The organism is Leptospira ognonensis (genome assembly GCF_004770745.1).
Lineage (GTDB): Bacteria > Spirochaetota > Leptospiria > Leptospirales > Leptospiraceae > Leptospira_A > Leptospira_A ognonensis.
On the sequence record NZ_RQGD01000025.1, the window covers coordinates 121568 to 146969 of the forward strand.

The 25402-nt window shown below is 40.0% G+C and carries 21 protein-coding genes; 6 read left to right on the plus strand and 15 right to left on the minus strand.

The genetic code is table 11. The annotated features are described in order from the left end of the window. The first annotated feature begins 152 nt into the window (after nt 1-152). On the plus strand, nt 153-2216 hold the full coding sequence (locus tag EHQ58_RS09690; RefSeq protein WP_167883592.1) for a sigma-54-dependent Fis family transcriptional regulator: 2064 nt from the start codon (nt 153-155) through the stop codon (nt 2214-2216). 9 nt (nt 2217-2225) lie between these two features. On the opposite strand, the gene thiD is transcribed toward EHQ58_RS09690, so the two are convergent. Then, the gene (thiD, locus tag EHQ58_RS09695; RefSeq protein WP_135623697.1) at nt 2226-3017 is read right to left on the minus strand and encodes a bifunctional hydroxymethylpyrimidine kinase/phosphomethylpyrimidine kinase; all 792 of its coding nucleotides are present in this window, start codon (nt 3015-3017) and stop codon (nt 2226-2228) included. A 3-nt stretch (nt 3018-3020) separates the two neighbouring features. Beyond that, nucleotides 3021-3347, minus strand: coding sequence for an MGMT family protein (locus EHQ58_RS09700; protein WP_135623698.1), 327 nt, complete (start codon nt 3345-3347; stop codon nt 3021-3023). 70 nt (nt 3348-3417) lie between these two features. Here EHQ58_RS09700 and EHQ58_RS09705 point away from each other — a divergent pair, with 70 nt between their 5' ends. The 3 genes from EHQ58_RS09705 (at nt 3418) to EHQ58_RS09715 (ending at nt 6043) form a co-directional block, all read left to right on the plus strand. Next, nucleotides 3418-4296 (plus strand): DUF455 family protein, encoded by an 879-nt coding sequence (locus EHQ58_RS09705; protein ID WP_135623699.1) that lies wholly within the window; start codon nt 3418-3420, stop codon nt 4294-4296. A gap of 31 nt (nt 4297-4327) precedes the next feature. Next, nucleotides 4328-4735: a hypothetical protein gene (locus tag EHQ58_RS09710; RefSeq protein WP_135623700.1), complete on the plus strand. Its 408-nt coding sequence runs from the start codon at nt 4328-4330 to the stop codon at nt 4733-4735. 87 nt (nt 4736-4822) lie between these two features. Further along, nucleotides 4823-6043, plus strand: a complete 1221-nt coding sequence (locus EHQ58_RS09715; protein WP_135623701.1) for a porin — start codon at nt 4823-4825, stop codon at nt 6041-6043. A gap of 52 nt (nt 6044-6095) precedes the next feature. On the opposite strand, the gene omp85 is transcribed toward EHQ58_RS09715, so the two are convergent. From omp85 to ppk1, 10 genes are all read right to left on the minus strand, one after another. Continuing rightward, nucleotides 6096-7496 carry an Omp85 family outer membrane protein gene (gene omp85, locus EHQ58_RS09720; RefSeq protein WP_135623702.1) on the minus strand — a complete coding sequence of 467 codons (1401 nt, stop codon included), beginning with the start codon at nt 7494-7496 and terminating at the stop codon, nt 6096-6098. Nucleotides 7497-7679: 183 nt separating this feature from the next. Continuing rightward, nucleotides 7680-10985, minus strand: a complete 3306-nt coding sequence (locus tag EHQ58_RS09725; protein WP_135623703.1) for an efflux RND transporter permease subunit — start codon at nt 10983-10985, stop codon at nt 7680-7682. Next, nucleotides 10982-11731, minus strand: coding sequence for a hypothetical protein (locus tag EHQ58_RS09730; RefSeq protein WP_135623704.1), 750 nt, complete (start codon nt 11729-11731; stop codon nt 10982-10984). The genes EHQ58_RS09725 and EHQ58_RS09730 overlap by 4 nt, the downstream gene beginning before the upstream one ends. 1 nt (nt 11732) lies before the next feature. Further along, nucleotides 11733-12737, minus strand: coding sequence for an efflux RND transporter periplasmic adaptor subunit (locus EHQ58_RS09735; protein ID WP_135623705.1), 1005 nt, complete (start codon nt 12735-12737; stop codon nt 11733-11735). A gap of 11 nt (nt 12738-12748) precedes the next feature. After that, a complete protein-coding gene (locus EHQ58_RS09740; RefSeq protein ID WP_135623706.1) occupies nt 12749-14158 on the minus strand; it encodes a TolC family protein in 1410 nt (469 codons plus the stop codon). A gap of 143 nt (nt 14159-14301) precedes the next feature. Next, nucleotides 14302-14703, minus strand: a complete 402-nt coding sequence (locus EHQ58_RS09745; RefSeq protein ID WP_135623707.1) for a hypothetical protein — start codon at nt 14701-14703, stop codon at nt 14302-14304. 202 nt (nt 14704-14905) lie between these two features. Continuing rightward, on the minus strand, nt 14906-15241 hold the full coding sequence (locus tag EHQ58_RS09750) for a hypothetical protein (protein ID WP_167883585.1): 336 nt from the start codon (nt 15239-15241) through the stop codon (nt 14906-14908). Nucleotides 15242-15320: 79 nt separating this feature from the next. Further along, entirely contained in the window at nt 15321-16892 is a 1572-nt protein-coding gene (locus EHQ58_RS09755; protein ID WP_135623709.1) for a bifunctional GNAT family N-acetyltransferase/carbon-nitrogen hydrolase family protein, read from the minus strand. Nucleotides 16893-16897: 5 nt separating this feature from the next. Further along, nucleotides 16898-18310 (minus strand): FAD-binding oxidoreductase, encoded by a 1413-nt coding sequence (locus EHQ58_RS09760; protein ID WP_135623710.1) that lies wholly within the window; start codon nt 18308-18310, stop codon nt 16898-16900. A gap of 16 nt (nt 18311-18326) precedes the next feature. Beyond that, a complete protein-coding gene (gene ppk1, locus EHQ58_RS09765) occupies nt 18327-20405 on the minus strand; it encodes a polyphosphate kinase 1 (protein ID WP_135623711.1) in 2079 nt (692 codons plus the stop codon). A gap of 92 nt (nt 20406-20497) precedes the next feature. Between ppk1 and fliD the strand changes: the two genes are divergently transcribed. Together fliD and EHQ58_RS09775 are read left to right on the plus strand one after the other, a co-directional pair. After that, complete coding sequence (gene fliD, locus EHQ58_RS09770; protein ID WP_135623712.1) at nt 20498-22414, plus strand: flagellar filament capping protein FliD; 1917 nt, start codon at nt 20498-20500, stop codon at nt 22412-22414. A 1-nt stretch (nt 22415) separates the two neighbouring features. Continuing rightward, on the plus strand, nt 22416-23381 hold the full coding sequence (locus EHQ58_RS09775; RefSeq protein ID WP_135623713.1) for a hypothetical protein: 966 nt from the start codon (nt 22416-22418) through the stop codon (nt 23379-23381). On the opposite strand, the gene EHQ58_RS09780 is transcribed toward EHQ58_RS09775, so the two are convergent. From EHQ58_RS09780 to EHQ58_RS09790, 3 genes are all read right to left on the minus strand, one after another. Then, nucleotides 23378-23575 (minus strand): hypothetical protein, encoded by a 198-nt coding sequence (locus tag EHQ58_RS09780; RefSeq protein ID WP_135623714.1) that lies wholly within the window; start codon nt 23573-23575, stop codon nt 23378-23380. The genes EHQ58_RS09775 and EHQ58_RS09780 overlap by 4 nt on opposite strands. 10 nt (nt 23576-23585) lie before the next feature. Continuing rightward, on the minus strand, nt 23586-24212 hold the full coding sequence (locus EHQ58_RS09785; RefSeq protein ID WP_135623715.1) for a hypothetical protein: 627 nt from the start codon (nt 24210-24212) through the stop codon (nt 23586-23588). A 69-nt stretch (nt 24213-24281) separates the two neighbouring features. Continuing rightward, the gene (locus EHQ58_RS09790; protein WP_135623716.1) at nt 24282-25328 is read right to left on the minus strand and encodes an alpha/beta hydrolase family protein; all 1047 of its coding nucleotides are present in this window, start codon (nt 25326-25328) and stop codon (nt 24282-24284) included. Nucleotides 25329-25402: the final 74 nt, after the last annotated feature.

The following is a 25402-nucleotide window of genomic DNA, read 5'->3' on the forward strand; positions in this document are numbered from 1 at the left end:
TAAGTTTATTGCCTTTGAATGAGGCAGTATGAAATATAATTAAGCAGTGCTATTTTGTCGTTATTTTATGCAGTGCGTAGATTTTAAGAGCAAATGATATGAGTACAAAGAAAATCAATCCGATTCAGTCGATTCATGACGTGGCAACCGCGATGAATTCGACACAGGACCCCGACGGGCTACTTGAGCTCATTTTAGACAGGTGCATCCAGATTTGTGGCGTAGAATCGGGTTCTCTCATGCTCATCGATGAAAAATCGGGGGTCTTGGATGTCGTGACCTCGCGCGGAATGAACCAACAAGTTTTACGCGATACGAAACTCAAAATCGGGCAAGGGATCACGGGTCTGGCCGCATCAACAGGCAAAGCAAAGCTGATCAACGATGTTTCCAAGGATCCAGATTACATACAGGTAAAGGAAGATATCAAATCAGAGTTAGTTGCTCCAATGATTGTCGAGGATGGAATCATCGGAATCATTTCTCTAGACTCGAACCGGTTGCAGGCCTTTACGGCGGAGATGCTTGAAATCGTAAGCGTTCTTGCAAACCAAGCAGGTCAGGTCTTTAAAAATTTACAGACTATTCGTAATTTAGAACAGAAAACCAAAATCCAAGCAACCTTAATCGAAATCTCCAAAGTTGTTACTACTACTTTGGATCTAAACGAAATTTTTGAAGGGATAATGGTAACTATAGATAAATCACTGAGACTAGAGAAAGGTAGTATCGTACTTTATAATAAAGAGGATGGTCTTTTAAAGATTGTTGCGGCTTCTGGTTTGTCTCCGGAAGAGGTAGAAAAAGGAACGTATCAGCCAGGAGAGGGTATCACAGGAAAGGTATTTGAAACTGGCGAACCGATGATCATCGAATCCGTAGCCAATCATCCCGATTTTTTAAACCGTGTTGGCTATCTATCTCATTTCAAACATGATCCGCATAATGTTAGTTTACTTTGTGCTCCCATTTTAAGTGAGCAAAATATTTTGGGAGTGGTCAATGCGTTTATTGTCCAAAATAAACATACCGACCTGAAATCGTATTTGGACTTCCTTCAAGTTGTTGCGTCTATCACCTCGCAATCGATTAAGATTCAAAATCTTGTGGAGGAAGCAAAAAAAGAAATTTCAAGGGAAAATATTCAGTTAAAGAGAGAACTTAAGAATAAATATAAATTTGGAACATTGATTGGTAAAGCAACAGCAATGGAAAAAATGTTTGAGAAGATTCAGCTTGTTGCTGATTCTCGTGCATCCGTCCTCATTACTGGCGAGTCTGGTACGGGAAAGGAGATGATAGCAAATGCGATCCATTATAATAGCGCGCGTTCCGAGAATCCTTTCATAAAGATCAATTGTGCCGCCATCCCAGAAAACTTACTCGAAAGTGAACTATTTGGACACAAAAAGGGCTCATTTACCGGTGCGGTCAGTGACAAAAAAGGTAAATTTGAGTTAGCCGATACCGGTTCCATCTTTCTAGATGAAATCGGAGAGATGGATTTAAACCTTCAATCTAAGCTTTTGCGAGTCTTACAAGAACGTGAAATAGAAGCTGTAGGCTCCACAAAAGCTAAAAAGGTAGATGTCCGAATTATTGCTGCCACCAACGCGGAGTTAGAGCAACTAGTCGCTGAGAAAAAATTTCGTGCAGATTTGTTTTATCGTCTAAACGTTGTTAAAATTAACACTCCTGCATTAAGGGAACGGACAGAAGACATTCCGCTACTTATAAGTCACTTTTTGGATAAATACGCCAAAGAAAACAATAAGAACATAAAAGGGATCTCAAGGGAAGCAAGTCGACTGCTGTTAAAATATCGTTGGCCCGGAAATGTTAGAGAACTTGAAAATGTGATAGAGCGAGCGGTAGTATTATCGCAAGATGAATTGTTAACGGAAGATGATTTTTCTGATCTCGTATTCAGTGTGGATCAACATGCAGAAACCAATCCAGAGATTGCGAGCGTTACACATGTGGAAATACCTGCTAATGCTGAAGCTTTGGACCTAACCTCTGGTAAACTAACACCGGGGCAGTTAGATAATTTAGATGGAAAGGCAATGGAGATCGTTGTGAATGAAGTCGAGTCACGACTCATTCAATACGCCATGAAAAAGTTTAGATACACCAAAACACGCGTCGCAAAGTATTTAGGAATCAATCGAAACACATTGGATAAAAAGATAAAAGAGCTTAATATCGAATATTAGTCTCAATTTTTAACGATAAGGGAAATGATTCAGGTGAGTGGTCTTTCCCGTTTGTATCGAATCTTCAATGCAATTTTGGATGTAATCTTTGGCGCGCCCAACGGCTTCTTGTAGGGAAAGTCCATTTGCAAGATAAGAGGTAATCGCTGAGGAGTAGGTGCAACCTGTTCCATGAGTATTTGCATTTTTGATAAAGGGCTTTTTAAATTCAAACATTGACTGGCCGTCGAAAAGGATATCAATCGCTTCTTTCGCATTTTTAAGATGACCTCCTTTTAGTAGAATCGGAACTTTAAACATAGCATAGAGTTCCTTTGCAGCAGTCCCGAGTTCATCGTACTCAGCGATCATTCTGTTTAAGAGATGGGAAGCCTCATCTAAATTTGGAGTGATGATATCAGCAAGTGGGATGAGTTTGGATTTCATGGCTTCAATCGCATCGTCTTGTAGAAGTTTTGCGCCGCTTGTTGCAATCATAACAGGGTCAACTACGAGTCGAATCTTTCGGTTCTGAGATAAAATATCGCTAACGGTCGATATGATGCCTTCCGAGAATAGCATTCCTGTTTTGCAGGCGCTAACGGGAAAATAATTTAGTACGGCATCCATTTGTGATTTTATGAAAGTTACGGGCACCTCATGTATCGCAGCCACTCCATCGGGATTTTGTGCTGTCAGACAAGTCATTACCGTTGTCCCAAATGTAGACAGTGAGGTAAAAGTCTTGAGGTCTGCTTGAATGCCTGCGCCACCTCCAGAATCGGAACCAGCAATACTGAGTGTAATAGGAAAACGTTTCATACTTTAAGATTTGAACCAGCCATACTTTTTAAAGTCAATCGAATCTGTGTTGTCGAATACAATTCCCTCGAAGCTCAGTAATTTTTTTTGCAGAATGGCCCTTGGTGTATCTCCCTTGAAAGAAATCTGTCCTTTGGCGTTGATAACGCGATGCCAGGGAATAGATTGTGATTTTTCTTCTTTTTTTAAGGCATTTAGTGCATAACCTACGGCACGGGCCGCCCGAGGATGATCAAGGATTAGTGCAATGGTCCCATAGGTTGTTACCTTGCCATACGGTATCTTTTGCACTGTGGCATAAACTTGGGTAAAAAAACTAAGATTTTTCATGTGTAAAAAAAGCTTTCAGTAAATCCCAAATTCACGATTCTATTCCTTAGAGATTCCTTCAATCCATAAAATGAAAATATCCGAATACGCAAAACATTTGTTACTTTCCGATTCTCTAGAGGATAAATTTTTAGCACCAGCAAAAGTTTGGGAAGAGGATGACGAAAAAAATCCCCTCCGTATTGAAAAACCGAATCGTCCTGCGGCATTAATGTTTTCCGATCAGAGGACGAAAATTCCGAGAGTAGAACACCTGAACCAGCCTTCTGCACGTGGATTGACTTTGCACCATTTTGCCAATCACGAATTGATGGCTATCGAATTATTCGCATTTGCTTTGTTAGCCTTTCCGGATGCTCCAAAAAGGGTTAAACTTGGTTTTCTTAAAACAATAGAGGAAGAACAATTTCATCTAAAGCTTTATCTTAATCGCATGAATGATTTTGGAATCCAGTTTGGAGATATCCCTCTAAATTATATGTTCTGGAAACAAATTCCTAAAATGAAATCCTTGGAGTCTTTTAGTGCCATTATGTCGATTTCTTTTGAAGGGGCAAATTTGGATTTTTCTCAAATTTATACCCAAGCCTTTCTTCACTTTGGAGATTTCGAAACTGCCAAAATCATGAATCAAGTTTTTGAGGATGAAGTGAAACACGTGAAAAGAGGACTTAGAATCCTTCAAAACAAAACGACATCTACGTCATTAGAGTGGAGCCATTATCTATCATTACTTGAGTATCCACTGACACCTAGAAGGGCAAAAGGATTTTTTTATTTTCCAGAGACACGAAAGTTGGCTGGACTTAACGATGAATTTTGCAGAGAACTCGGGAATTTCAGAGATGAATACTCGGAAAAGGTGAACTTAAGAGGACTTGGAAATCTGAAAATTGAACAGAAGATGATCAGAAAATCGGACTTGCAGTATCCAAGCCTATCACTATAACTGTTCTGCAATCTACGAATAGGAACATTCTATGAAAAAATCATTACTCTTCAGTTCATTTATTTTGTTTGTTTGTTTCACTTTGGTCATTTACTCCGAAAAAAAAAGTAAAACCTATCAGTCTGAGATGACCCTTCATGATTTTATGGAAGACTATACGAAACCAGCCACAAAGTTATACGACAAGCAAGGAAATGCAGAGTATCTAAATAAGATTCTTGAAAAAGTTTCTGCTATGGCACCGGCTGACGAACAGGCGGAATGGAAAGAGATTATAGATTCTAAACTGGCAGTTGGTAAACCAGAAGATTCCTGTAAATCCTGCCATACAAAGTTTAAGAAAGACTATAAGAAAAAGTACCGCAAAAAGTTGATTTCAGTTCCTGAAGAGTTTCGAAATTTTCCCGAGGAAATCAAAACACTTCTCAAGAAAAAATAAGGTTAATGGTTTCTTAATTATGAAAAATTTTTCTTAATCTCGCTTGTCTAGCTATTCTTTAATCATTATGCTTAAATAGTAATTATAATGATTAAAGAATTTTGTATTTTATTTTTCATTTTGTCTCTCTCGATCTTTTCAGAAGCGATCGAAAAGGAGTCTTCTGTTAAAACGACTGACACAAAACCTTTCAACCCTTTGCCGACTGATCAGGTATTGCCCAAGTCTCTGAAATTTGGTGCTTTTATCGATGCCTACTACCTATACAATCTCAATTTACCTAAAGGTACAGAGCGAAAGTTCACGACACAAGGTGTAAGAAACAATGAGTTCAATATCAACTTAGCGCATATCGATGTAAAGGTAGAAGAAGATAAGTATAGAGGAAGGATAGCACTGCAATGGGGGACATCAGTAAACAGCAATTATGCGGGAGAGATTTCAAAGGATGTAACTTCAAACCAAGCTTCTGTTAAAAATATACAAGAAGCCTATGTAGGATTTAGATTATCTAAGTCAACATGGGTTGATGGCGGTATCTTTTTTGGAAATATCGGACGTGAATCTTGGATCTCACAGCAGAATTGGAACTATACGAGAGCTTTCGCACTGGACTACGTGCCTTACTACTCTACAGGCGTAAAACTTTCACATGAGTTTTCAGATAAATTGAGCATGCAACTTCAGATCTTAAATGGATGGCAAATCATCACGGATACAAATAGGGATAAATCCTTCGGGAGCCAAATTAAATATTTATTTACTCCAAAATTAAGTATGACCCTCAATCAGTATGTGGGAAATGATGCGCCAGACAATGAAAGAAGGCAAGTTCGTCTTTATAATAACACCATTCTTGAATGGAATGTTTTGGAGTGGTTGTCGCTTGCTGGACAATTTGATATTGGTGCACAGAAAGCCAAACAAAGTTTAGTTTATGAACCTTGGTTACAAAGTTACAATCCAGCTCTTTTTTCATCTCCTTACCGAGATGCGGCGGCGAGTGCATACAAACAGTGGTACCATGGAACATTCTGGATTAGTTTCAATCTATCTCCAGATTATCGATTGAGTTTTAGATTGGAACGCATGTATGATCCTTTGCAAGTTGTTGCATCAACTGGAACACGAAATGGATTTATGACAAATGGATATACGACAACCTTTGATATCCTCTCGTTTCATCCTGGTTTGTTGCGATTTGAGTATGCCTACCGCAGGTCTGCGGACGCGGTCTTTGAGTATAGAAACTCACTTACTTCCAAGAAGGAAGATTTCCTTGTCGTGGCCTTCTCTATGAAATTATAGAAATAATTTTATGTAAGTGAAAGTTCAAATGCGCGTATTTTGAAACGGACAATTAAAAGGCATGCGCGAAGTCGATGAAGAGCTGTGTGTCTTCTTTTGACTTCGCTAAATCGATCAGAATCACTGTCGCCTGGTTCCAGATAATGCGTAATCCACTTCCGTAAGAAAATTTATAGCTCTGCAATCCGATTTTTTTCTCTGAATCCCAGACTCTTCCATAATCATAAAAAGGGACGAAACTAAAGGTAAACTCTTGTTCACCCATTTTCAGTGAGGCAAATCTCCATCTTACTTCGTAACTTCCGAATCCAGCCATGGTACCAATAAAACGATCTTGTCTATAACCTCGGACTGTCTGCAATCCACCAATGCCCGTTAGGGGACCGTCCACGCTCCACATATATCTGATTTCAGAGAAAGGAGTACCAGATGAGGAGTATGATCCTGCAATGCGAGTGGCAAAAACAAGTTCTTCAAAGACCGAAGGAAATAGTTTTCTAAAGTATTTCATCTGAAAGAATAATTTATTATAATCAAAAGAGGAACCAGTGTTTTTGGATACATTCGCAATATTGAACTCAACCAAAATCCCACTATCTGGGTCTGGTTCGAAATCACGGGTATCGTAGGCAATGCCTGTCCTGAAATAATTCGCCTGACCACCATTATATCCTTTGATCCTTCCCGCTAAAAAATCTTCGGTTAATTTTGACTCACTATTTGGAACTGATGTTTCCCAAAGGGCGTCGCCAAACAAAGGATCTTTTGAAGGCGACCAGGCCTTGTCAGAATGCCGGATGATATTTTTGGAAATCTCACTAGCCCCGATCCATTTAAACGCTTTCCAAAAAGTATAATCAATACTGTTGAACAAGGTTGTTGAATTGAACGTATAACTATTGTAACCTTGGTCTGAATAATTCCCTCCTGCAATTTCAGAAGGCTTAAATGCAGGACGTCTATAAGATTGATTTTCCTCATAGCCATTATAATTGGGGCTATCATAATCACCATATCCTGGTTGGTTTCTCGGACGTTCCTTTAATGTTTCTAGGGATTTTTCACCGACACCGAAATACTGAGAATTCGGGTTATAATCCCAACCAAGACTCGACTTGAATCGAAATGCGGTTTCGAAAATATAAGGAGTATCTAAAGAGATGAAATAATTTCTCACGCCCTGGTTAGTTTGGAAGAGTTGGGAACTCACCTTGTACTGATAAGGTTGGTATTCGAAGTATTCATCGGTTTTTTTACCGTTAAAAAATAAGTTTGTCCGTAGGCCACCCCCTTGTCCTCGAACAGGATCAGAACTAAAAAGCGGAAGGGCATTGAAATAAAAACCCTCTTTTTTATGAGCTAACTCTTCCTCGTCGAGTTTTTTATCTTCGTGAAGTTCGATGCGCTTGGTTTTTTCCTGAGAATACAAGGGATTGCTAAATGCTAAGACCATCGTGCCGAAATAGAGATAGCGAAGGAGGGTAGGCACAATTAGCTTAGGTTAAAGAATTGAATCGAGCGAGTCAAATTGAATATCAAAAGGAAAATAGGTGATATGATGAAAATAAAAAAGCCTTAAACAATCTCATGAATTGGTAAGGCTTTCAAAATGTGTATTTTCTAATGATTTGTATTTTTAAGAGCCAGCGGATCCATCTCTTTTTTTACTCATTTTCTTGCTTTTTTTCGCGATTTTCTTTTCTTCATACGAAGACAGTTCTGATTCTTCAGCAGAATGTGCGAAGCTAGAATCAAATGTTCGGCTAGGAAAATATTCCTTCGAAGATACCTCTTTTCTTTCCCCGACTACCATCAGATAAAGAGACGGAAGAATGGTTAAAACGAGTAACATTGCAGAGAACAGTCCACCAACAATTACGGTTGCTAGTGGTCTTTGGATGTCGGAACCAACACCCGTTCCTAGAGTCGCTGGAATCAATCCAAGTAAAGCAAGGAGCATCGTCATAAGCATGGGACGAAGCTGGATCACGGCTGCTTTACTTACAGCATCTTTGGTAGATATGTTAGGCTCATCGATGAGTAGATGGTTCGTTCTGGATACAAAAAGTACTCCTGACATCGTTGCAATCCCAAATAAGGATATGAAACCAACACCACCTGATACGTTAAAATAGTAACCACGTAATAAGAGCGCATAGATCCCACCAACTAGTGAGAGTGGGATACAAGCGAGAGCTACGTATACATATTTTAAATTTCTATATAACATGTACAATACGCCAAAGATAATTAGAATAGTAATTGGAATTACAATTGCTAATTTTTTACCTACGCGGGCTAAATTTTCATATTGCCCACCAAATCTAATTTCGTAACCATCTGGTAATTTAATTTTTTCTTTGACTTTCTTTTGCAATTCTGCAACAAATCCACCCTGGTCCCTTCCCCTAACATTTGTTCGAACGGTAACAACACGTCGTCCTTCTTGTCGAAAGATCATCGTTGGACCGTCGATCAAATCAATATCGGCAAGTTGAGATAGTGGAATGCGTTCACCTTTCGGCGAGATGATCGGCATATTTTCAATCGCCTGTTTGGAGGCACGGTAATCCTTTGAAAATCTCACTACAATTCCAAAACGTGCTGGCGTTTTGGGTGGCGTATCCGATGGACCTTCATAGAGAGTACTCACTCTTTGCATTCCGATGGCTGCCTCGATCATTTGTTGGATATCAATGACGTTGATGCCAAATCTAGCGGCTGCCTCACGATTGATTTTGATGGTGAGTTGGGGACTTTGGTTTTCTTGCTCGATTCCAAACTCGCTAGCCCCTTTCATGTCTTTAACAATATCTAAGATTTCAGTTCCGATATCTCGCATGACTTTTAAGTCATTGCCTGAAACGAAAACTGCCAAATCGGCAATCGTCCCCATGATGGCTTCCGATAAATTGTCCATGATTGGCTGAGAAAAACTAATGCGAGCTCCGGGAAGAGTTGCTTCTAGGTCATTTCTCATTCGCAGCAGTAGTTGAGTTTTCGTTATCTTCTCTTTCCAATCATCATAGTCTTTTAATCCGATGAGCACCTCTAGCCTGTTTGGTGGAAGCGGATCAGTTCCGTCGTCGTTTCGACCTAACTGTGATAAAACAACTGCAATTTGTTCATTCTTATAAATTGTTTGGCGAATTTTAGGCATGAACTTTCTTGCTTCTGGGAGAGAAATACCGACGGGAAAGAAAATTCGAATGTTAAAACCGCCTTCATCCATCTCTGGCAAAAACTCGGTTCCCATTGCATACATTCCGATGGCAAGCAATACTGTAACGACACTGAAAGTGACTTTCACCACCTTGCGAGATCGTTCTACAATGTATTTTATCAAAATTTCATATTTCTTCTCAAGCCAATGATAAAAAGGATTGTGCCATTCGATTGGTCCAGGATTTGCCGATTCAAAATACTTACGATAGATGATCGACATGATGACGGGAATGACTGTCATCGCAAAAATGAGAGCACCTAGTATGGCAAAAGAGATTGTAAAGGCCATAGGTTTGAAGAGTCTACCTTCGATTCTCTCAAATGAAAAAATAGGTAGATACGCCAATATGATAATCAAAATTGAAAAGAGGATTTCTGTTCCTACTTCTGCCGATGCATCTCTTGTAAAAACAAGGATACCTTTTTGCTTTTCTGCTGGTGTCGCATCCCTGTAACGCCGCATGATATTTTCTACCATAATTACAGCACCGTCTACGATGATACCAAAATCGATGGCACCTAGCGAGAGCAAACTTGCCGGAATGCCCGTTAGGTTCATTAGTAAAAAAGCAAACAGCATGGCGAATGGTATGGTAGCGACAACGACAAGGGATGCTCGAACACTACCGATAAAGAAAATTAATACTAAACTGACAACTACGATACCTTCAATTAATGTTTTACCAATCGTTCGTAATGTATAATTTACAAGGTCTGTTCGATCATAAGTATTTCGAAGCTGTACGCCTTCAGGTAAATAGTTTTCATTGATTTCTTTGACCTTTGCACGTATTCGTTCCCCCATCTCATTCGGGTCACCCCAACGTCTCATGGCAACTAACCCTTGTACAGAGGAGTCAACATCGATCAATCCATCTATGTCGTTCTGTATCGTATATCCGAGCACACCGCTTGGTATCGGATGTGAAATCTCGACTGTTCCAAGGTCACGTATGAAGACAGGAACGCCATTTACAGTTTTTACGACTATATCTTCAATGTGTTTTGGATCACGAATGGCTCCGAGCGATCGAATCGGAAAGCCTTGCTCCCCTTGGAGTAATAAATTTCCACCTGTGTTTAAGTTGTTTTCTTGGATGGCGGTGATGACATCTCGTATCGTTAATTTATATCGAATTAATTTGTCTGGAGAAGTCACTACGTGGAATTGTTTCGGAAGCCCACCGAATGTGACTACATCGGCAATCCCTGGTATCTGGAGCATCTTAGGCATGACAATCCAGTCCTGAATCGTTCGAAGTTCCATCGGCGTATGGTTTCCGCTTGATTCAATGACATAACGGTAAATCTCACCCACGGGTGAACTCATCGGACCTAAAGAAGGATGGACATCTTCCGGTAAGTCGGCATCGGCCACTCTTTCCATAAGGCGCATACGTGCAAAGTAATCATCTGTACCGTCTTCAAAAACGAATTGGAATACCACGAGACCATTGATAGTTCTCGACCTACGTACCGAAACCTTTGGAATTGCATTTAATACGCGTTCGATGGGAAGTGTGACTCGTTCTTCAACCTCCACAGCTGCTTTCCCAGGAAACTTGGCAATTAGACGCACTTGCGTGTCAGCAATATCCGAGTAGGCTTCTTTTCTGATATCTACCCATGCCCAAATTCCAAAAAGGACCGAGACTAAAGCCGCAGAAAGTGTATAAAGTTTGAATTGTAACGCTTTTTCTATAAAATCTTTGATCATTGGTTTGACCTCGTGTCAAAAAGATACCCCATCTGTAAGAGAAGTTGAGGATTTTTATAATCTCCCTGGCCGATCCCTCCTCCTAACTGAAGAAAGAAGTTTCCAAGTAAAATGTCGTAAGTAAGCCCGAGGTATTGTTGTTTTAAATATACTTTTTGTCTGTCCCTGCTTTCATATTCCAGAATGAAGGCAGCCGTAGGATCTACGGAAGTAACATAGGAGCGGATCAGAATGTCCTCATATGTAGGATTTCGATTTTGATATCCCGGCACATCCAGTCCAGTAGGGTAGGATGTTTGACCCCCGCGCCCCACTTCAGGATTAAATGGGTCAACTTGAAAAGCACCTGCAACAAGTGATATACTATGAGTGATGACAGGAGTTTTCCAAAACGTATAACCAAAATCGATTTGCCCGCCATACCAATGAGGTCTCCATCTCCCACCTGACCCGCGTATCACGAAGTCTTTAAAATAGTAGCCAAGATTGAAGTTGATACTTGCCGGTGATCCAATCGACGCACCATAGACAAAAAAATCAGTTGTTTTAGGTAACTTTTTTTCCTTGAGGGTTTCGGAGTTCAAAGAATCTTCTTTGCCGATCTGAGATTTTTTATCCGAGCCTGGACTCCAATCCCAATCTGGTTTGATTTCTTTATCGTCCTTGTCCTTTTGGTAAGGTGACTCTGAGAATAAATGACTACTGATCAGAAATAATAAAATGACAAATACTGTGATTTTCTTCATATTAGAATCCGAAACTGAGTCCCTTTAGTAGAATCGAACCTTGGATGACTACCTTTTCTCCTGGCTGTAATCCTTCTATGATGTTCACTCTTTCTTTAGTCGATACTCCAAGTACAACTTCACGTCTTTTGAAATTTAAAGGAACTTCCTCCACGAAAACATAGTTTTTTCCTTCGACTGTGACAATGGCATTATAAGGAAGCACAACAGATTGACTCTCAGTTTCCTCGGGGAATCGAACTGTCCCGAACATTCCTGGCTTTAGTTTGAACCCCACATTAACAACGGCGATACGCATCTTTGCTGTTCTGGTAAGCGGGTCAACGTTATCACCTATGGCTTCTGCGATCCCGACAAATTCTTCTTCAGGAAACGATGCGAAGACCAACTTCACTTTTTTCCCTTTATTGAGGCTTGTTATTTGAGATTCAGGTACGTCAGAAATAATCCAAGATTTATTCTTCCCGCCTGATGCCAGTTCGTTTGGATTCAATCCTTGTGCTCTCAACTTACCTTCGAATTCTGCTAATTCTGCTGAGTCATTGCCAAGTTCCGTTTCAGCCTCTACCAAATCCTTTTCGGTTGCAACCCGATGTTTGTACATATCCTCGATTCGATTTAGGTTTTTTCTAGATCGATAGACTTTGTTTTTAGAGTGGATGTAGCCGACATAAAGATCATTTAACTCAGATGATTCAAAGAGAATGATTCGATTTCCGCTACTTACAGAAGGGGAGGCAGAAGCGATGATCCTCGCGGGCGCTTCCAAACTCACAAATTCACCTCCGCCACCGATCACCGTTGATTTAACAATCTCGAGGCCAGGGCTATTGGGTTTAAATTCAATGCGAAGCCCATTTTCGTGTGCGACAGCTTTCTCTGGATGGGCGATCACCTTTTTAGGAGATCTTGCAAGCACAATGATGATGGTAACAACGACAGCGATCGTTCCGCCAGCTAAGAGAAGTAATGTTCTACGGTTGAGTGATGCGATAGGATTATTCATTTGATTCCTCTTTATGGGGTATTTGGTTCAGTTTTAGTGGTGTTAGATTTGGGAATGAAAATTCCGAGTCCGACAGAATAATTGACGCTCTCAATTGCTTCCATTCGATCGGTTTGTAGCTTTAGCATTTCAACGACGCTGGATCTGTAAGTTTCAAAGAAATCGGCAAATTCTAAAATCGTAATATACTTTCTCTCGTAGCTCATAATCATATCGAGAGATAAATTCGCATAATCCTTCAGATATGTATCGATAAATCTTCGATACAATGCATCCTTGATGCGAGCCGATTGGAAGGCGATGGCTACTTCATTCTCTACTTCTAGGATCCGGTTTTTTAATTCTTGTTTGCGCACCAAAATTGCTTTTTCTGCAGCTTGAATGTTACCTTGGTTGCGATCAAAGAGTGGCACATTGAGTTGAGCGGTTACTCCCCAATAATTTTGAAATGCCGTTCCACCTCGGTTGTAGGTAGGTCCGAAAGCTAAGTCGGGGATTGCATTGGCATGTTGTAGTTCTAAATTTGCTTCTTCATACTTTAAGGTTTGGAGTGCGACTTTTAAATCGGGTCGGTTTTCTCTCGCCTTTTCCACAAGTTCCGCGAGTTTCGCCGAATTGGGATTGATCTGATCTAACGTCGGTTCCTCGACGATTGGAAAGATTGCCACATCCGCCGCCCTGTATTTATCATCGTTCAAGAGAACTTTAAGCTCGGCTTCTCGTTCATAGACTTTGATCCCTAAATCCTCTCTCTCTTTCTTAAGAAAAAAGAGAAGTGCGCGCAATCTAAGAAGTTCTGCTTGTAGAATGGCTCGTCTTTTATAAGCGAGCTCTGATGACTCCACAGTTTTTTCTATGGAAGCAATGCTTTTGTCGTAAAAATTAACTGCCTTGCGGTAGAAGTAGATTGTATAATAAGTTCGTCTAAGCCTCGTTAGGAGCGCTCTTGCTAAATCATAAAATTCTTGTTCACTGATTTTAGCATTGAATTCGGCAACCCGGACACGTTTGTCAATTTTTCCACCTAGCAAAAAAACTTGCTGGATTTGGACAACCGATTGACCCGATCGTGTGGTATCGAAGTATCTTTGTGTTGGTTCTGCAAAAATACTTTGGTCAATAAAGATATTCGGATTTGCATATAGACCCGCTTGTAATATGCCAGCTTTTTTGGCATCTACTTGGAATTTTGCTGCAATGAGAAGTAAATTGTTTTTCCAAAGCAGATACTCCGCATGCTCGATATCTAGTTTGGTCTCTGTCCTCCTATCAGTAGGATAGAGTTCTGCACCGAGCGCTGTGGGGTCATCATCTGAGAGTTGTTTTTCGAGGGAGTCGATAGCTCTATCTTTCGATGCTTGTCCTAAGACAATTGTTGAAAAAAATAATGTGCATAATAACACGAACGAACTAAATTTCATGCATGAACCTGACGTTTGAATAGATTTGAAAATTCCATCGTATCCTCCTGATACTGATTCCCGAATCGCAATCAGGCTAAAAAACGTCCTAATTCAAATAGGCGAATTTTTACTTTAAATGCGCAGGGAAAGTTTCGTATGCGTTAAACGATGGGAGGAGGAAGGTTGAGAAGGAAATAGGATAATAGAAAATGATGTAGGTCGTCACGACCAAGATGAGGTTGGGAGAAGGAACTTGAGTGAGAGATATTCTGATTGTAAATGGAATCTACAACGAGATCCAAAAAATCACATCGGTTTCTGACAAAGGTGGCAGATTCTTCATCACCAGTGATCTCTGTTTCAGCTAACGTATCTGGCGCGAGGATCTTCTTTTTTGTCGCAATATGGCTGGTATCTGGAGTGCTGGGAAGGAATACGGAGGCAAATACCCCATCCTCCTCGGTAGGCATGATGATCATCACGAGAATCAGTGAAATCAGAAAATTTTTACACCACGCAGCAAGCATTCCTATCCATTTTTTTAAGATCGACTTTGGAAGCAATCTACAATGAGAGTTATAGAGGAAATTTTGTATCAGGTATTGTACGAATGATCCAAAAAGGGGACCGCCCTTGAATACAACATACAAGGACGGTCAAAGAGATTGGCAAATGAGAAATAAACGACGCTTAAAAAAAATTTGATAAAAACAGCCTGTGCTCTAAACCAGAAGGCATAGAACACAGGTTAAGGGAAGAGAGGAGTTAAACTGGTGGTGGTAGACTTAAATACAAGTCTTGTAGAATAAAAGTGCGAGTTCTAGGCTCAATGTTTGTCAGCTGTGCGGAATCGATAAGAATAAAACTAAAAAAAGCAGACGCTCTGACAGCAATCTCATCAGTTAGGTCTTTCTCTTTCGATTCTTCCTGGTCAAAGGATCCGAAGGTTGTAAAGGCAACTTCTGAAATTTGAGTGAATTTGCCGCCGACTCTCTGAGAGGGAGCGGATTTCAAACGAACAATCAGATTCTCATTTGATAAGAAGGCAAAGCCCAAGCATAGAGAAAGTAGGGAAATCCCGAATCCTCGTATCATTTTCATTGCCATGCATCGAGTATCGCACATTTGAGATTAAAATCTAGCATTTTCTGAGCAGAATGCTGATTTTTGGGTAAAATTCTTACAAAATTTTTCCCAACCACTCGATCCGGAACAAATCTAGCCTCCGGTCGAGCATGTTACGGACAGAACCTTTTTTCCGCACTTCCTTGAGTAAATCTAAATCCAAATCCGCTATGAGCGTCATTTCCGTGTTCGGAGTTGCTTCGGCGGCTATGGCATCATGGGGAAAGGAAAAGTCAGAGGGTGTGAAAACAGCGGATTGGGAATATTGTATGTCCATATTCTCGATATTCGGGAGATTGCCTACGGAACCTGTCATGACCACATAGATTTCGTTTTCAATCGCCCGTGCTTGGGCACATTTTCGGACCCGTAGGTAGCCATTTTTCGTATCAGTGTAGTAAGGAACAAAAAGGATATCAATCCCCCGTTCACAAAGTATACGAGCGAGTTCGGGGAACTCGACATCATAACAGATGAGGATCCCAATCCTTCCAGCATCCGTTTCAAATACGCGAAGGGTATCTCCACCAATCACGCCCCAATACGAACGCTCGTCAGGTGTAGCATGTAGTTTATATTGACCATCATGAGTACCGTCCCTTCGACATAAAAAAGAAACATTTCGAAGTTCTTGGTCTTCATATTCAAACATAGAGCCAGTTATGATATTTATGTTATACGAGACGGCAAGTTTGACCATTTCGTCTCGCATTTTTTCTGTGTAATCAGCTAAGGCTCTAACAGCATTAGAAGCATTCATCTTATTGAATTGCGTGAGAAGGGGGGCATAAAAAAATTCAGGGAACAATACAAAATCTGCGTTGTAACTTGCAACTGTATCTACAAAAAATTCTACTTGGTCTCTGAGTTCTTCAAAGGATTTAACAGAGCGCATTTGCCATTGGACGGCTCCGACCCGAACGACAGTTTTTTTACCACCAATGAGTCTCTCTTTTTCCTGATAATAAATATTGAGCCATTCTAATAAGCATGCATAAGAGCTATAGCCTTTGTTTGCTGGAAAATAATTGGTAACGATGCGTCTTACGTGAAAATCATTGGCCAATTGAAAGGATAGAACTGGATCAAAGAGCTCTTTTTGTTTCACAAGGTTAACGTACTCTTGCGGAGTCATCTCACCTTCATGATTTTTATAGCCAGGTAACCACCCGCCAACAATGATACGACGAAGGTTTAGTTTTTCACAGACCTCTTTTCTGGCATCATATAGCCTTCTACCAAGTCTCAAGCCTTGGTACTTTGGATTTACAAAAACATCAACTCCGTAGAGTGTATCACCGTCTGGGTTGTGATTGGGAAGTCCACCGCCACCAGTGATTGTGTCGTATTTATGGTTGTCTCCGTGTTCGCTGTATTTCACGACCATAGAAATAGCACCTGCGATGACCTTACCTTTGTCTTCGATTGCGATTTGACCTTCGGGGAAAATGGAAATTTGACGTTCGAATTCTTCTTTTGTCCAAGCCCCATCAAACTGTTTAGAAAAAACAGTATCCATGATATTTCGGACATCCTCATAATCAGAAGGACGAAGGTATCTAAGTTCTAATTTGTGTTTCTCGGACTTAGTTGCCTTCGATGGTTTGGCTTTCTTCTTGGCTGCCATCGTAACTAGCCTAAAACTTTGCCAGGGTTCATGATATTCTTTGGATCAAACGCTTGTTTGATGGCTTTCATCGTTGCAATTTCTGCCTCGCTTCTTGAATATCCTAAATACTCTTTTTTTAGAAGCCCTATACCGTGTTCCGCAGAAATAGATCCTTTATGTTTTTGGATGAGAGCAAACATTTCAGGATCTACACTTTTGCAGCGTTGGAAAAAATCCTTGTCTGAAAGAGCTTTGGGTTTAACAATGTTTAAGTGTAAATTGCCATCTCCGATATGTCCAAAGAGGGCAATTTCAAAACCACTGTAATTTGCATCCAGCAGAGATTGCATATCAGTTAAGAAAGCTTCCATATTGCGAAGAGGTAGGGATATATCATTTTTATGAACGGTATGAGCTAGAGAAAGTGATTCTGATATTCCCTCTCTGTATTTCCAAAAGGTTTGGTTTTGTCGTGAGTTTTGGGCAATGGAACCGTCAGTGATCAGCTCTTTTTCAGTGATAGATTCAAGAATGGCAAACAGTTTCTCTTCGTCACCTTCTTCATTGATTTCATATTCCATCAGTACATAATACTTGCTTGGTGCCTGAAAAGGATCGGCAACTCCGAGATGTTCTTTTACTTTTTCTAAACAATAGTCGGTTAAAAATTCAAAAGCTAGCATTGGAAGGGAAAAATTATGTGTTTCTTTGAAAATTTCAAGAATACTTTTATACTCAGGGACGGCTAAAAAAACGACACGAATGTCTTTCGGCGGTTTCGTTAATTTAACCACTGTTTCGGTAATGATACCAAGCGTACCTTCTGATCCAATAAAAAGATGTTTTAAATCATAGCCCGTATTGTTTTTTAAAATTTCCCCATTGAATCTCATGATTTCGCCTTTACCGGTAACGACCGTTAATCCAAGTATCCATTCGCGGATCAAACCATATCTAACAACTCGAACACCGCCAGCATTCGTGGCAATGTTTCCGCCAATATGACTCGATCCAGTAGCTGCAAAATCTACAGGAAAATAAAACCCACGTTCTTCGGCTTGGGCATGTAAATCTTTTGTAATCATACCAGCTTGTACGTGTAAGGCGCCAAGAAATGGATCAAAATCTATAACTTTGTTCATTTTGTTTAGTGAAATGACGATTTCACCATTCTTTGCTACAGCACCACCTGCGTATCCAGTGCGTCCGCCCGATGGTACAATTGATATATTGTTTTCGAACGCGTATTTTACAATTTTAGCTACATCATCTGTAGATTCAGGGAAGAGTAAAATCTGGTAATTTGGAGGATAAACTTTTGTTCTATCGGTTCCATAAGAATCAAACGTATTTGAATCAAATTTCCCATCTTCCCTCGAAAAAACTTTTTCTGTTCCAATCAGTGCGATGAGATCTTGTAAGGTTGTAACTGGCATTAGGTAGATCCTTTTGTTAAACTTCGACTAAATCGATTTGGGAATTTACGGCAGGGTCATCATCATCGGGCATCAATCGGGTATAGCTGCCATCAGAATTCAAAATACGAGCTTGCGTATTATCCCTAAGCAAATAATCGAATATCTTATTAATTCTTTTTTTATGCTTTTCTGCAAGTATCGGAAACATAACTTCGATTCGGCGTTGAAAATTTCGAGGCATACAATCAGCAGAAGCCAGATATACTTCGGATTTTCCAGCATTCTGAAAATAGTAGATTCGTGAATGTTCTAAATACCTTCCGATAATGGAACGAACATTTATATTGTCCGAGACTCCAGGAATCCCTGGTCGCAAACAGCAAATTCCACGAATGATCAGATCCACTTTTACACCAACTTGTGATGCTTCGTATAACTTCATAATGATGTCAGGATCAACTAGGGAATTCATTTTAAAAATGATGCGTGCATCTCGCTTTTCCAAAGCATTTTTCGATTCCCTTTCTATTAGGCGGATGAACTCTTCTTTTAAAAAAGTAGGAGCAGCATGGATTTTTGAAAGTCGAGGCATCTTTCCTGAACTAGTGATCGTATTGAAAAGGATGGCGGCATCTTCGGTGATTTCTGGATTCGCCGTAAAAAGACTGAGGTCCGTGTAAAATCTAGCTGTCGTCGAATTATAATTTCCAGTTCCGAGGTGGACATAACGATTTAATTTATCATCTTCTCGCCGAACAATGAGCAACATTTTGCAATGGATTTTTAAACCAACCACACCATAGACGACATGCACGCCAGAATCTTCGAGTTTTTTTGCCCAGCGGATATTTCTTTCCTCATCAAATCGTGCTTTTAATTCCACAAGGACTGTGACTTGCTTCCCATTCTCTGCGGCTTCGCCTAAATATTGTACGATGGGAGAATCCCCTGAAGTCCTGTAAAGTGTCATCTTAATAGCTAATACCTTTGGGTCGGCACTCGCTATTTTAAGCATATCCTCTATTGATTTAAAACTCTCATATGGATGATGGAGTAGTTGGTCATTTTTACGTATCTCCGAAAAAATGGACTCTCCTTTGCGGACAGCGAAGCCAGATTTAGGGACAGGGTAAGAAAATTTTAGATGGCTAGTTTTTTTGAGCGATTGGAAAAACATTAAATCGCTTAAGCTAAGTAAGGTTGGGATTTCCATTACCTGGTAGTCATCGAGTTCTAATAAATCTCTTAAAATATCTCGAATGTGTCCTGCTCCACTATGAACATCAAGTCGAATTGCATCTCCCCACATTCTATTCTTTAATTCATTTTTCATGGTGGTGAGTAGATCACCTATGTTCTGTTCTTCGTTGATAGATATATCTGCATCGCGAACTATCTTAAAAGTATGGATTTGTTTGACGTTCATTCCATAAAATAAATCACTTAAATGGAGTTTGATGATTTCTTCCAAGGGAAAAAATCTGCGCGCCTCCGATTCGTTTGCTCTCGGTAGTTGTAAAAATCTGGGAAGAACGCTTGGTACTTGTACAATGGCGAAAAGTTCTTTGACTTTATTTTTATCATCATCGGAGAAGAGAGTGATCCCTAGATTGAGAGTTCGATTTAAGATATGCGGAAAGGGATGAGAGGGGTCAATGGCAAGTGGCGTGAGTATTGAGGAAACTTCGCGTTTATAATAATCTTTTACAAATTGGATGTCATCTCCAGCAAGATCTGCCGGATCTTGAACAATCAGAATATCGTTCTGTTTCAATTCATTTAAAATATCATCTAGGCAAGTATATTGTTCGCTGACCATATTTGTTACTTTTTGAAACAATTCCGTGAGGACTTCCGAGGTTCTTTTGCCATCCAGGCTTTTTTCTTCCACGCCTGCCTTTTTTAAGTTGATAAGACCTGCGACCCGGACCATAAAAAACTCATCTAGGTTCGATTCGGTAATACAGAGAAATTTTAATCTTTCAAGTAGGGGATTCATTTTATCCTGAGCCTCCGCAAGGACTCGGAAATTGAAATCGATCCAGGAGAGTTCGCGGTTAAAGAAGATATTTGGGTTCCCTAGTTCAATTTTTTCGATCGGGCTAGCAGTCATAATTCTAGAATTCGGGAAGGAAAAATTCTGTAAATTCCTAATCATTTGGTGGAAATCGACGACACTAGGAATGAGGGTTATAGGGAAATTCCATGCCAGCATATACAATGCCAGGTCTTATGACCGGTCAAAATACAAACGAAATCGTCAAAAAGCTCGTAGAACTCGAGCGCAGACCCATCAAAAGATGGGAAACAGAAAATGAATACGCAAAAGCGCAAGTGGCCGTTTGGAATGAAGTCAAGAATTTGACAGCCAATTTGCAGACGAAAACGAGAGCCCTTACTTCCTTTACAGCACCGTTTGCGACAAAATCCGTATCCTCTTCCACGGAAGGTGTGATTACGGGAGAAGCTTCACGGGCAGCTAAATCGGGAGAACGGCCAATTGAAATTGTTGAGCTTGCCGCAAAACATCAGATATCTGGAGTTGAAGTTGATTCGGACATTAAGCTGCCAGCAGGGACGTTTACCATCTTTTCTGGCAAACAGAGTGAGAAAGTAAATTTTTCAGGTGGGTCTCTTCTCGAACTTTCAACTGCGATTCGAAATTCCGCAGGCTCTCTCGCTGGGGCCACTCTAATAAAAATAGATAAAGATTCCTCACTCGTCACAATCATCTCAGTTAAGACTGGTAAGTTGAATGCCTTACAATTTTCAGATCCAGATGGGATCTTAAAATTGGCAGGGATCGTAGGTGAAAACAAAGCATCTGGTGAAAGTGTCGTGACTCCATTGACTTTGGACATCGCTACCGCGACCCCTTATGAAGAGACGAAATATAAAAATACAATCTTACCTGGAAACACACCGGCTAAAACAGAGACTGGTATAAGCTTTAAGCCCGATACAGGCTTTGCCTTCTCCTATGAATCAGCAAATATCCCCGCTAGATCTTATCTTGAATTTTCCGTCGTTGGCGATGCGCCTGCTGTTTGGGAAATCGGATTTACCTTTGAAAGAGAAGGCAATCTTCGTACAAAGTTAATTCCAGTTGCCGGCAAAGATGGGAAATATACCCTTCAAATCGGTGATATCGCAGAAGCTAAAAACCTCAAAAAAATCATCATCACAAATACAGCAGCTGCGGACATCCAGTTAGGAAGTTTGCAACTCGTGGCACCACCAAAGCCTGGTACGGCGGAACCATTAAAGGTCCTCGCAGAAGCTAAGGATGCCAAATTTAAAATTGATGGTGTAGAGATTACGCGAGAATCCAATGATGCAATTGCAGATGTATTGGAAGGTATATCTTTTAATATCCACAAAGTGACTACCGAGCCTGTGACCTTAAAGATCAACGTTGACCATCAAAAAGGGATGACGCTAGTAAAAGAATGGGTAGCCGCTTACAATGATTTGATGAAGTTCTCAAAAGAAGTCACATCCGTCGATAAAAATGGAAAAGTATCAGATAGTAAACCCTCTGATAATTCGAAAGAATTGGATATTTCCAAAGAGTTTTGGGATAACAAAGTAAAATCCGGGATTTTGGCCGGTGAAAACTCGATGCTTCGGCTTATTGCGAGCATGAAGACAGTCGCCAATTCTTATTATCCTGTAACAAAAGAGGGCGGCTTTCGCGTACTTACAGATATCGGTATTTCAACGGGAGCTGTTGGGTCTAACTGGGAAAAAATCCAAGATGGAGTTCTTCTCATAGAAGAAGAAAAGCTCGCGATGGCTCTTGCCGACAATCCTGACGGCCTCAGAGAGTTATTTGCCTCTGATACAAATAACGATGCGAAGATGGAAGATGGAGTGGGGATACGACTGCTCGATACCTTGAAGCCGTACACACAGTATGCCTCGGGCATCATAACGAGCAAGGTAAAGCTGATCGAAGAAAATGTTGTTGGTAATAATAAAAAAATCAAAGAGCACGAATCACATTTAGTAAGCTATGAAGCAAAACTAAAACAGCGATTTCTCTATATGGAACAAGGCGTCGGAAAGAACAAGTCAGTAGGAAACTACCTTCAAAATAATATGAGGAACAATCAGGAGTAATATGGAAATTTATATCAACGAACAGAAATTAGAATCTTCACTGAATGGTGAGACCTATCTTGGTCAGGTATTTGATGAAATTTTAAAATGGATTGAATCCAACGGTAAGTATTTACGCTATTATGCGATAGACGGTGAAGAAATTAACCGACAAGAAATGGAATCTATGGAGCTAGCAAAGGTTAATCGTCTCGACATATATGTAGGAGTAGAGCTTGACATCATTGAGGATAGTTTGATAGAGCTTGATCTTTATGTAGATAAAGTGGGCTCTACGTTGGTCGGAAGGGATTCGCTCACAGAAAAAGAAACAAGTGATCTCAAGGACGGGATTTCTTGGATTGAAAATATGCTCGTTTCTACGAAAAATCTCTTACACCTCAACTTGGCTTCCATCAGACCCATGGGAAAGGGGAAAAATGTTGAAGAAATCATCGCTTCTCTAAAAGAAGTTTCAGCGAATCTAGATGGAACCTCTGCGATTGATTTATTCTTGGAAGATCTAAGAGATTTAAAGCTATTTCTGATGGATTTAAGTTCAAGACTTGCTGTCATTAGAATGGAAGATCCAGAATTGCTCGTCATTATACAAAAGTTTGTTGATGATAAAGATAAGATCATTAAGGACTTTATGTTGATCAATGAAAATTTCCAATCCGGAAAAGACCATTTAGCAACAGAGATTATGACAGATGCAGTGGGAAGACTCAATGCCTTGATATCTGCGATGGTTTCTATCCAAGGTCGACATGCTGAAATCAATTGGGCAGACTTTAAATCAGGGGAGAAGGCACTTTCTCAAGTGACAACGGCTCTCAATGATGCACTTGGTAATGTAGCGGATGCGATGGAAAAAAATGATATCGTATACGCTGGCGATATTTTAGAATATGAACTTCCTGAACTGCTTGAGAATATGATCCCTCTTCTTAAAGAAATTCTTTCCGCAGTTCAAACGGAAGCTTAATCTCGTTCGGGGACGAGCGAGCTGATTCCGAAGAGGAAGCCCGCTCCTAGTAGTACAATGCCCCAAATTAGATTTATGTTTTTGCCGAGTGAAACTGAATACATAGCATCACCTTCCGTAAAAAAACCATAAATCGCAAGGATCGAACCGAGAAGTAAAAAAAGTATAGATAAGATACGAGAAAATCGAATCATTGAGGAGACTCTAGTAACACTTTCCTTGCGAAGTAATGTCAACCATCCAAGATCCAGAACTATCTTTTACTAACATAAAGTCTATGTCACGGCATTGAATGGATTTGCCATCTGCATCTGTTCTATTGATATCTCCTTCATAACGATAAAAGCCGCCACTGGAGCCTTTATTAAAAGTACCATCATCGATTAAAACTTTTGACCAAGTATAATCCGAATACTTACTAGAAAAAGCCTTAATTACAAGCTCTTTCACCTCTGATTTGCTAGGCGCCTTTTCTTCCTCAGAAGCTACAGTTTTTACATCGCCAACCCCAATTTCGGAGAACTTCCAATTTTTACCTTTTTGGATGTAATTTGCGCCGGCTTCAAATTCTCTTTGAGTACCTGCTTTTTCCGCAACCACCTGAAAGGGAATTTTCAGCTTACGTTCCACTAGTTTTCCCTTCTTATCGACTTTCTCAAGTGTCCCAGGTTCGCCTGCGGATGTGACAGAAAGAATTTTTTCACCTGGGTATTTTTTTGACCAGGCGGAACGGAGGTCTCTCTCTGCTTGCTCAGTCGTAACTGGTTCAGGGATACTGTCCGCAAAAGAGACGGATAAGGATAAGAAAAAAACGCTTAAAAAAAGTTTCATGGTGCTCATAATCAAGTTCGTATTATAAATCGAAAAACGAGTAAAGCAATACAAATAATTTCAAAACTCTTAAGGATTGAGATCAGTCGCATTCGCAAAGAAAAAGGAAAAGGCGTCGATGATCGTAGGAAATTCTATTAATGTTTTCAAGGAAAAACCAGTATCTCCATGAGAGATCAAACTCGTGATACATAGTTTGCTTTTAATCTGACGTTTTCGTAATTCCTTATATAAGAGTAAGGACTCGCTTGAAGGAACAACATCATCCTTGATCCCGTGAACAAGCAAGGTCGGGATTTTCATTTTGTCTATGTATTCAATGACAGATAATGCGGTTAATAAAACACGGCTCTCTCCTCCATTTTGAACGATTTGATTCCAATGATACATTCGAAACTCGGTATCATTTTTTAATCGATCAAATAAGAGTTGATCCTCCTTTTTCATCGAATGGTAGTGTGGGCCTAAGGTTGCCTCATTACTCTTATGATAGTTATCCAAGATCGCCAAAGTGAGAGCTCGAAACAAGTTTTCATTTTCACCAATGGATATGGGAAGGAAATTTAATAATAAAATCATTCTTCCATATGCATCTAGCTCTTGGTTCGCAAATAAATTTCTTATCACTGTCTCCACATTACCAAAAGCACCAATGGTACAAATAGCATTGATTCTCTCATTGATTTCTGCATCAGTGGCTGCAATCAGGCTTAAAGAACCAGAAAAAGAAGGAGCGAATAAAGATACCTTACCCGTTTTTGTAAATTCAGATTGTTTCGAAACATAGGAAATGGAGTCCTTTATATCTTCTATATTTCTGAGTGAGATTTTAAAATTGCAGATTTCTTCATAGAAGGGACTGACAACCGTGTAGCCAATTTTGCATAAACTTTTATTAACGATAATAAATCTGGGATCTCTATGGCCTAGAGGAGCCAAACCATTGATCGTCATGATCGTGCCTTTTGAGTTTAGCTTTGGTTGGTAGAGATCCGCTTTGAGAATTGAGTTTTTTACAGGAATCTGTATCTCTTTGACATCTGGCAATAAATCGTTGTTATTCTGCAAGCCAAGCAAGAAATCGAGAGACATTTTCCAATGAGAAAGTTTTTTCATACTGATGATAATTGAAAAATACGTTACTGAACTTTGCGAAAGATTCAATCATAATTGTCAATTTCTGCACAAGT